The organism is Actinomadura sp. NPDC000929, from assembly GCF_040492065.1.
Lineage (GTDB): Bacteria > Actinomycetota > Actinomycetes > Streptosporangiales > Streptosporangiaceae > Spirillospora > Spirillospora verrucosospora.
The window spans coordinates 1-7,849 of the sequence record NZ_JBEUPA010000241.1; the positions used below are offsets into that span (position 1 = coordinate 1).

Genomic DNA, 7,849 nt, shown 5'->3' on the forward strand with positions numbered 1-7,849 from the left:
CGTTGTCACCCGCTCGGTGGATTCCACATCGTCCCAGAGGTCACTCGACCGCAGGTCAGGCGGGTCGAGTCCGAACATCCTGAGCACCTCATAAGTCGGCCCTCGGCGGTCGGCTCGACCACGTAGCGGCGGCGGTCGGCCGGGTCGCGCTCGCGGCGGACGAGCCCGGCCTCCTCCAGCCGGCCCACGACCTCGACGAGGTCGCTCGGGTCGATGCGCAGCCGGACGGCCAGGTCGCGCTGCGAGGCGGGCGCGGCGTCGTCCAGCGCGGACAGGACGGCGAAGTGCCAGAGGCCGAGGCCGTGCTCGTCCAACATGCGGCCCATCCGCGACCGTCCGGCCCGCCCGACCTGGGCGAGCACGAACGCGGTGATCCCGAGCAGGCGGGGCGGCAGGGGCCCGGCGGTCTCGTCCATCCGCCTATTGTAGGGTTTCCCCAATCATTGGTGAGCACCCACGATTGGGGACGGCATGGACGCGCTGTATCCGCGCCTTCTGGTGGACGACTTCCGAGCCTGCGCGGCCTTCTACGAGGCGGCGCTGCGCGCGCTGCTCGGGATCGAGCCGGTCAAGCTGATCCCGGAGGCCGAGTACGCGAACTGGGACCTGCGGGGCGAGGCCGCGCTGGTCGTGATGGGGCGCGCGCGGATGGCCGAGACCGTCGGCACCGCGGACCTGCCCGCGCCGTCCGGGCAGGACGGCTCGATGCTGGTGCTGCGCGTGGACGACGTCGACGCGGCGGCCGGGACGCTCCGCGGGCTCGGCGCCGTCCAGGTCGCCGGGCCGCGGGACCGTCCCGAGTGGGGGCCGGGGCTGCGCACCGCCCATCTGCGCGACCCCGGCGGGAACCTGCTGGAGCTCCAGTCCTACTGAGCGGGCTCCTCGGCGGGCTCGGTGAGCGGGAGCAGGACCTGGAACCGGGTGTCGCCGGGCAGCGACTCCACCCGGATGTCGCCGCCGTGCCGGCCCGCGACGATGCGCCAGGAGATGTCGAGGCCGAGCCCCGTGCCCTGCCCCACCGGCTTGGTGGTGAAGAACGGCGTGAAGATGCGGTCGAGGTCCTCCTCGGGGATGCCGATCCCCGTGTCGGCGATCTCCACCAGCGCGTAGTCGTCCTCGCGGGCGGTGCGGATCGTCAGCGTGCCGCTGCCCTGCATCGCCTGCAGCGCGTTGACGATCAGGTTGGTCCACACCTGGTTCAGCTCGGCCGCGTAGACCGGGACGGGCGGCAGCGTCTCGTCGTAGACGGTCTTGACCGTCACGCCGTCGCCGAACTTGCGCTTGAGCATGGTGAGCGTGCTGTCCAGCAGCTCGCGCAGGTCGGTGCGCCGGTAGGGCGCGCGGTCGAGCTGGGAGTACTGCCGGGCCGAGTCCAGCAGCGCGGTGATGCGGCCCATCGCCTCGGAGATCTCCGCCTGGAGCTGGGTCACCTCCATCACCTCGGCCAGCCAGCGGATCGCGGCGGGCAGGTGGCCGCCCGCCGCCCGCTCGACCTCCTCGGCCTGCTCGATGCCGATCCCGGCGGCCACCAGGCCCGGCGCGAGGTCCCAGGCGTCCTCGACGCCGTGCTCCTCCAGCCAGTCGCCGAGCTCGTCCTCGGCGTCGCTGACCTCCAGCGGGCTGCGTCGCCCGCCGGGCGCGGCGGGCAGCGCCGGGCGCAGCGACACCAGCGCGCTCAGATGGGTGCAGTCGACGCCCTGCGCGGCGAGGTCGGCGAGGCTCTTCTGCGCGCCGATCAGCCGGTCGCCGAGCTCGGCGCTGGCCCGCGCCGCGGCGGCGGCCGGGTTGTTCAGCTCGTGGGTGAGGCCCGCGGTGATGGTGCCGAGCGCGGTGAGGCGCTCGCGCTGGTCGACGACCCGCCGCGCGTTGGTCATCCCGAAGAAGACGCCCTCCAGCAGGTGCGTGGCCATCGGGAACCACTTGCGGACCATCTTGGCGAACTTGTACGCCGGCAGCACGAAGACCCGTGTGGGGCGCGTCGCGCGCAGCGAGTGCTGGTACCTCTGCTCGATCTTGTCGCCCAGGTACGCCTGCACCGCCCCACCGTAGGTGCCGGGCCGGTCGGTCCGGCTGACCTGCGCCACGTGGCCCCGGACGTTCTGGGTCATCACCATCTCGCCGTCGAGCAGCACGTAGAGGAACTCCGCGGCGTCGCCCTGGGCGCAGATGATCCCGTCCCGCGGGTAGTCCGCGACCGTCCCGCAGGCCGACAGCCAGCCGAGCTTCTCGTCGTCGAGGTCCTCGAAGAGGAACAGCTCCCGCAGCTGCTCCGGTGACGCGGTGTTCATGCCTGCTCCAGGTAACGGTGGACCAACGCGACGGCCATCGCGCCGTCGCCGACCGCGGACGCCACCCGCTTCATCGACTCCGCGCGGACGTCGCCCGCCGCGAACACCCCGGGGACGCTGGTCTCCAGGTGGTAGGGCTGGCGGGCGAGCGGCCACCCGGCGGGGCGGCGGCCCCCGCCGACGAGGTCGGGCCCGGTCAGGACGTATCCGCGCGCGTCGCGCTCGACGAAGCCGTCCAGCCACTGCGTGCCCGGCTCCGCGCCGATGAACACGAACAGCCAGTGCGCGTCGATGGTCTTCTTCCCGCCCGGCCACGCGAACGTGAGGCGTTCCAGCCGGTCGGCGCCCTCCGCCGCGCACACCGTCTTGCCGGTGTGCACCTCGATGTTGGGCGTCGCCGCGATCTGCTCGACCAGGTAGTGCGACATCGACTTCTCCAGGCCCTCGGCCCGGACGATGATGTGCACCTTCCTGGCGTACTTGGCCAGGTGCACGGCCGCCTGGCCCGCGGAGTTGGCGCCGCCGACGACGGCGACCTCCTCGTCCGCGCAGGACGGCGCCTCGGTGAGCGCGGCGCCGTAGTACACGCCGCGCCCGACGAAGTCGTCCACGCCCTGCGCGTTGAGGCGCCGGTAGGAGACGCCGGTGGCGAGGATGACGGCGTGCGCGGCGATCTCCGTCCCGTCCGACAGCCGCGCCACCCGGGCCGTGCCCCGCGCCTCCAGGGAGGTGACCTCGCCGGCCTGCAGCAGCTCGGCGCCGAACCGGTCGGCCTGGCGGCGGGCCCGGTCGGCGAGCTGCGCGCCGCTCACCCCGTCGGGGAAGCCGAGGTAGTTCTCGATGCGGGAGCTCTGCCCGGCCTGGCCGCCGAGGGCGCGGCGCTCCACGACCACCGTCCTCAGGCCCTCGGACGCCCCGTACACGGCCGCGCCGAGGCCGGACGGGCCGCCGCCGACGACGATCAGGTCGTAGAAGCCGGTGGACGGGGTGCTCGGCAGGCCGACCGCGGCGGCCAGCTCGGCGTCGGACGGGGCCGACAGCGTCTTTCCGTCCGCGGTGACGATCAGCGGCAGCTCCGGGCACGCCGCCGCCGTGACCAGCTGGGCGCCCTCGGGGTCGCCGTCCATCAGCCAGGTGTAGGGCACCTGGTGGCGGGCCAGGAAGTCGCGGACCTCGTAGCAGCGGGACGACCAGCGGTGCCCCACCACCCGCAGCTCGCCCGGCGGGCGCCGGTCGACGCGCGCCCAGGCGTCGAGCTGCTCGTCGATCACCGGGTAGAACTTCTCCTCCGGCGGGTTCCACGGCTTCAGCATGTAGTGGTCGAGGTCGACGTCGTTGATAGCGCGGATCGCCGCGTCGGTGTCGGCGTAGGCGGTGAGCAGGATCCGGCGCGCGAACGGGAACAGGTCCATGGCGCGTTCCAGGAACTCCACGCCGTCCATCCCGGGCATCCGGTAGTCGGCGAGCAGCACGGCCGTGTCGTCGCCGCGCAGCCGCAGTTCGCCCAGCGCCTCCAGCGCCTGCCCGCCCGACTCGGCGCGCACGATCCGGTACCCCTCGGCGTACCGGCGGCGCAGGTCCCGCGCCACGGCCCGGGACACGCCCGGGTCGTCGTCGACCGTCAGCAGCACTGGTTTGGACAACATGTCCCCCTCGTTCCGACACAACCCCGTACGAAAGCCTACGTGGATCCGGCGCCTGGCGCGCGGGCCCCGCACCGCCGATCGGGGCCCCGCCGCCCCGCCGCCGCCGCGGCATCGGTCATGATCGGCACATGGACCTGCGCGTTGCTCTGATCGGATACGGCACCGGCGGCTCGGTGTTCCACGCCCCGCTGATCTCGTCCGTCCCGGGGATGCGGCTGGCCGCGGTCGTCACCGGCGCCCCGGAGCGGCAGCGGGCCGTGCGCGAGCGGTACCCGGAGGCCGAGGTCCTCGACAGCGTGGACCGGCTGTGGGGGGCCTCGGGCGCCTGCGACCTGGTGGTGGTCACCGCCCCCAACCGGCAGCACGTGCCGCTGGCCCGGACGGCGCTGACCTCGGGCCTGCCCGTCGTCGTGGACAAGCCCGTCGCGGCCACCTCGGCCGACGCCCGCTCCCTCGCCGCGCTGAGCGCCGTCCGGGGCCTGCCGGTCTTCCCCTTCCACAACCGCCGCTGGGACGGCGACTTCCAGACGGTGCGGCGGCTGGCCTCCTCCGGCGCCCTCGGCGACGTCCGGCGCCTGGAGTCCCGCTTCGAGCGCTGGCGGCCGCAGGTCAGGGAGAGCTGGAAGGAGAGCGCCGACCCCCGCGACGCGGGCGGCATCCTGTTCGACCTCGGCTCCCACCTCGTCGACCAGGCCATCGCGCTGCTCGGCCCCCCGGACCGGGTCTACGCCGAGATCGACACCCGCCGCCCCGGAGCCACGGCCGCCGACGACGTGTTCGTGGCCCTGACCCACCCGGGCGGCGCCCGGTCGCACCTCTGGATGAGCGCCACCGCGGCCAGCCCCGGGCCGCGCTTCCGGGTCCTCGGCAGCGACGCGGCGTACGCGGTCTCGGGCATGGACGTCCAGGAGGAGCAGCTCCGCGCGGGCCTCACCCCCAAGGACCCCGGCTACGGCATCGCTCCGCCCGGGTCCAGCGGCATGCTCGGCGTCCCCGGGCACGAGGCGCCGGAGCCCACGGCCGCCGGGGCCTACCACGACTTCTACGCCGGCGTCCTGCGCACCCTGCGGGACGGCGCGCCGCCCCCGGTCACGCTCGCCGAGGCGATCACCGGGCTGGAGGTCATCGAGGCCGCCGCCCGCTCCGCCCGCGAGTCCGCCGTCGTCGAACCCGGCGACCGGTGAGAAGCCGGGGAGGGGCGCGGACCCGTCAGAGCACGGAGACGTGGACGTGGTCGAAGTGGTTCTGGGTGACGCTGCCGCGGTCCTCCATCTGGCTCCAGCCGCCGCTGCCGCGCATGTCGTAGATGCGCTGCTTCCAGATGACGTACTTGATGCCGAGGCGGGACGCGTTGTCGATCACGTACTGGGCGACCCGGTCGCCGTGCGCCTGGGCGGACGCGCTCGGCATCCTGCCGCCGGTGCTCTCCATGAAGTCGCATGCCCGGCCCGAGCCGTGGTCCTGCGGGTCGCCGGGCCGCGCGCAGCCGATGGTGGGGAAGGCGCCGAACTTCCCGTCGATCTCCAGCAGCACGGTGCGCATCCGCGCGGTCATGGAGTTGCCGACGATCGGGGACTTCGCGCCGCTCGCCCCGTCCGGGCGGCCGCCGCCGGCGGGGGCGGTGGTGCGGGTCGTCTCCGGCTTGTACTTGGCGAGGAGCTTCTTGACGCGGGCGCGCTGGCCCTCCAGGTCGTCGATCTCCTTCTTGACCGCGTCCAGCTTCTTCCTGGCCGTCGCCTGCGACTGGACCGCCTTGGCGCTCAGCGTCTCCAGGTTCTGGATGCGGCGGCCGTTGTTGCGCGTGATGTGCTCGATCACGGCGGCGTCGCGGACGGCGGCGCCCGGCTCGGCCGAGGAGATCATCGGGATCACGTCGAGGCGGCCGGTCATGTAGGTGGTGGACGCCAGGCGGGCGATGTCGACGCGGGCGGCGTCGTACTCGCGGCCGGCCCGGGTCGCGTCCGCGCCCGCGCGCTCGGCGGCCTTCTTCGCCTCTTCGAGGGAGACCAGCTCGCCCCGGTACTCCTTGGAGAGCTTCTCCGAGCGCGCCTTGAGCTTGGCGTACTCCTTCTTCAGGTCCTTCGGCTGCTGCGGGAGAGCCGCCGCGCTGCCCGAAACCGGCGGCAGCGCCGCCGAGACGCCCGCCGCGAGCGCCAGCGCCGCCAGGCGCTTCGCCGTTCCTCGCCCGCGTGGGGGGCGGGGAGTCCTGCCGGGGGGATCGAGGGCCGCCACAGATCTCTCCTAGATAACAAAGCTCAAGATTGGCGGCACATTACCACAATCGCCCTATTTACCTCACAAGCTTCACAAAACACACACCGTCACGCGCGGACTACCGGACGGCGCCGCGCCGGGAGGCCGAGGGCCGGACCGCCCGGTGCGGTCCGGCCCCTCCCCCGGGCACGCCGGGCGGACCCGGCGCCCCCCGTCACGGCCCGACGAGTTCCTCCCAGCGCGGCACCCGCGGCGACGACAGCAGCCGCAGCCCGGCCTCGGCGAGCGTCCGGTCGCCCTTGCGGTTGTTGCACCTGCCGCACGCCAGGACGGTGTTCTCCCAGGTGTCCGCGCCGCCGCGGGACTGCGGGTGGACGTGGTCGATCGTGTTGCCGCGCTTCCCGCAGTAGCAGCAGCGGCCCCCGTCGCGCAGATACACGCCGCGCTTGGTCCAGGGCGGGCGCCTGCCGTGCCTCCAGCGCATCGCGACGTAGCGGACGAGGCGCAGGACCCGCGGAACCGGGAAGCGGCCGAAGGTGCGGCCCTCCTCCGCCTCCTCGACCACGGCCACCTCGCGCACCAGCATGCGGATGGCGTGCCGCAGATCGACCCTCTGCATGGGTTCGTACGACGCGTTCAGGACGAGCACGTTCACCGCGTCACCTCCCTGGCCCGTGCCGCTCCCCCGCCAGGATTCGAACCTGGATATCCGCATTAACAGTGCGGCGTTCTGCCGTTGAACTACGAGGAAATGCTTCGGCAATTCTCCGCCTTCCGGGCATTTCCCGGAAGACCTCCCTGAGAATGCCCAGCGGCGGGCCGCGGGGGCAACGTGTTTTCCGGTCAGCGACCGGAGGCGGGGAGGTCGGACACGGCCGCCTGGTACTCCAGGGACTCGCGCTCCAGCCGGAAGCCGAGCTCCTCGTTCACGGCGAGCATGTGAGCGTTGTCGCCGGAATTGTCCGTTTCGATCTCCCGCACGCCGGGGCACTCCTCCCCCAGCCAGCGCAGCATCGCCGCCTTCACCCAGATGCCGAGCCGCCTGCCGCGGTGCTCGGGCAGCACCGCCGTGTCGTACTGCGCCGCGCGCCCGGCGCACCCGGCCGGCACCACGACCTCGGTGAACCCGGCGATGACGCCTCCCGACAGCGCCGCGACCGTGTAGAGGTCGTCGCCGCGCTTGGCGACGATCTCGGCCATCTCGCGGACGCGGTGCGCGTCCCAGGGCGTCCCCTCGTACTCGGCGAAGTCGGCCATGGCGTGCTTGGCGCGGGCGAGGGCGTCGGCGTGCTCGTCCGGCACCACGCCCCGCCAGCGCGCGAGCCGGTACCCGGCGGGCGCCGCGGCCAGCAGCCGCGCCACGCGCTCGGCGGGCACGTCGTCCAGCCGCAGCAGCATGCCGCGCAGGGTCAGCACGCACTCGAAGCCGTGCGACTCCAGGAACGGGACGGCCGGGGTGCCCGCGAGGACCTGCGCGATCACGCTGGAGCGGCCGTCGGCGCGCAGACCCTCCGCGGCCGCGGCGAGGAGCCGGGCGCCGAGGCCGCGGCGCCGGTACCCGGGGCGGACCTGGATGTCGACCTCGCCGGGACGGTCGGCGCCCGGAGCGGCCTTGGCCGTCTTCGCCTTCGCCATGCGCGGAAGCGTAGGGCCGGGCACCGACAGTATTCATCCCGCGCGCGGGATGAGGGGGCTCAGCTT

The 7,849-nt window shown here is 73.6% G+C and carries 8 protein-coding genes and 1 tRNA gene; 2 read left to right on the forward strand and 7 right to left on the reverse strand.

The annotated features are described in order from the left end of the window. Nucleotides 1-5: 5 nt before the first annotated feature. Nucleotides 6-416, reverse strand: coding sequence for a MarR family winged helix-turn-helix transcriptional regulator (locus tag ABWI04_RS40685; RefSeq protein ID WP_353835745.1), 411 nt, complete (start codon nt 414-416; stop codon nt 6-8). A gap of 55 nt (nt 417-471) precedes the next feature. On the opposite strand from ABWI04_RS40685, the gene ABWI04_RS40690 reads away from it, so the two are divergent. After that, the gene (locus ABWI04_RS40690; RefSeq protein ID WP_353835746.1) at nt 472-873 is read left to right on the forward strand and encodes a VOC family protein; all 402 of its coding nucleotides are present in this window, start codon (nt 472-474) and stop codon (nt 871-873) included. Here ABWI04_RS40690 and ABWI04_RS40695 read toward each other — a convergent pair. Both ABWI04_RS40695 and ABWI04_RS40700 read right to left on the reverse strand, forming a co-directional pair. Continuing rightward, a complete protein-coding gene (locus ABWI04_RS40695; RefSeq protein ID WP_345176043.1) occupies nt 867-2,288 on the reverse strand; it encodes an ATP-binding protein in 1,422 nt (473 codons plus the stop codon). The genes ABWI04_RS40690 and ABWI04_RS40695 overlap by 7 nt on opposite strands. Further along, nucleotides 2,285-3,934: an NAD(P)/FAD-dependent oxidoreductase gene (locus ABWI04_RS40700; RefSeq protein WP_345176045.1), complete on the reverse strand. Its 1,650-nt coding sequence runs from the start codon at nt 3,932-3,934 to the stop codon at nt 2,285-2,287. Before ABWI04_RS40700 ends, ABWI04_RS40695 begins: the two co-directional genes overlap by 4 nt. A 128-nt stretch (nt 3,935-4,062) precedes the next feature. Here ABWI04_RS40700 and ABWI04_RS40705 point away from each other — a divergent pair, with 128 nt between their 5' ends. Beyond that, nucleotides 4,063-5,118, forward strand: a complete 1,056-nt coding sequence (locus ABWI04_RS40705; RefSeq protein WP_345176048.1) for a Gfo/Idh/MocA family protein — start codon at nt 4,063-4,065, stop codon at nt 5,116-5,118. Between the two features lie 25 nt (nt 5,119-5,143). Here the strand turns inward: ABWI04_RS40705 and ABWI04_RS40710 are convergent, their stop codons facing one another. The 4 genes from ABWI04_RS40710 to ABWI04_RS40725 form a co-directional block, all read right to left on the reverse strand. Beyond that, nucleotides 5,144-6,166, reverse strand: coding sequence for a coiled-coil domain-containing protein (locus ABWI04_RS40710; RefSeq protein WP_345176050.1), 1,023 nt, complete (start codon nt 6,164-6,166; stop codon nt 5,144-5,146). Between the two features lie 196 nt (nt 6,167-6,362). After that, complete coding sequence (locus tag ABWI04_RS40715) at nt 6,363-6,803, reverse strand: HNH endonuclease (protein WP_345176053.1); 441 nt, start codon at nt 6,801-6,803, stop codon at nt 6,363-6,365. A 25-nt stretch (nt 6,804-6,828) separates the two neighbouring features. Then, nucleotides 6,829-6,899 (reverse strand) — tRNA-Asn (locus ABWI04_RS40720). A gap of 92 nt (nt 6,900-6,991) precedes the next feature. Further along, nucleotides 6,992-7,783 (reverse strand): GNAT family N-acetyltransferase, encoded by a 792-nt coding sequence (locus tag ABWI04_RS40725; RefSeq protein ID WP_353835747.1) that lies wholly within the window; start codon nt 7,781-7,783, stop codon nt 6,992-6,994. Nucleotides 7,784-7,849: the final 66 nt, after the last annotated feature.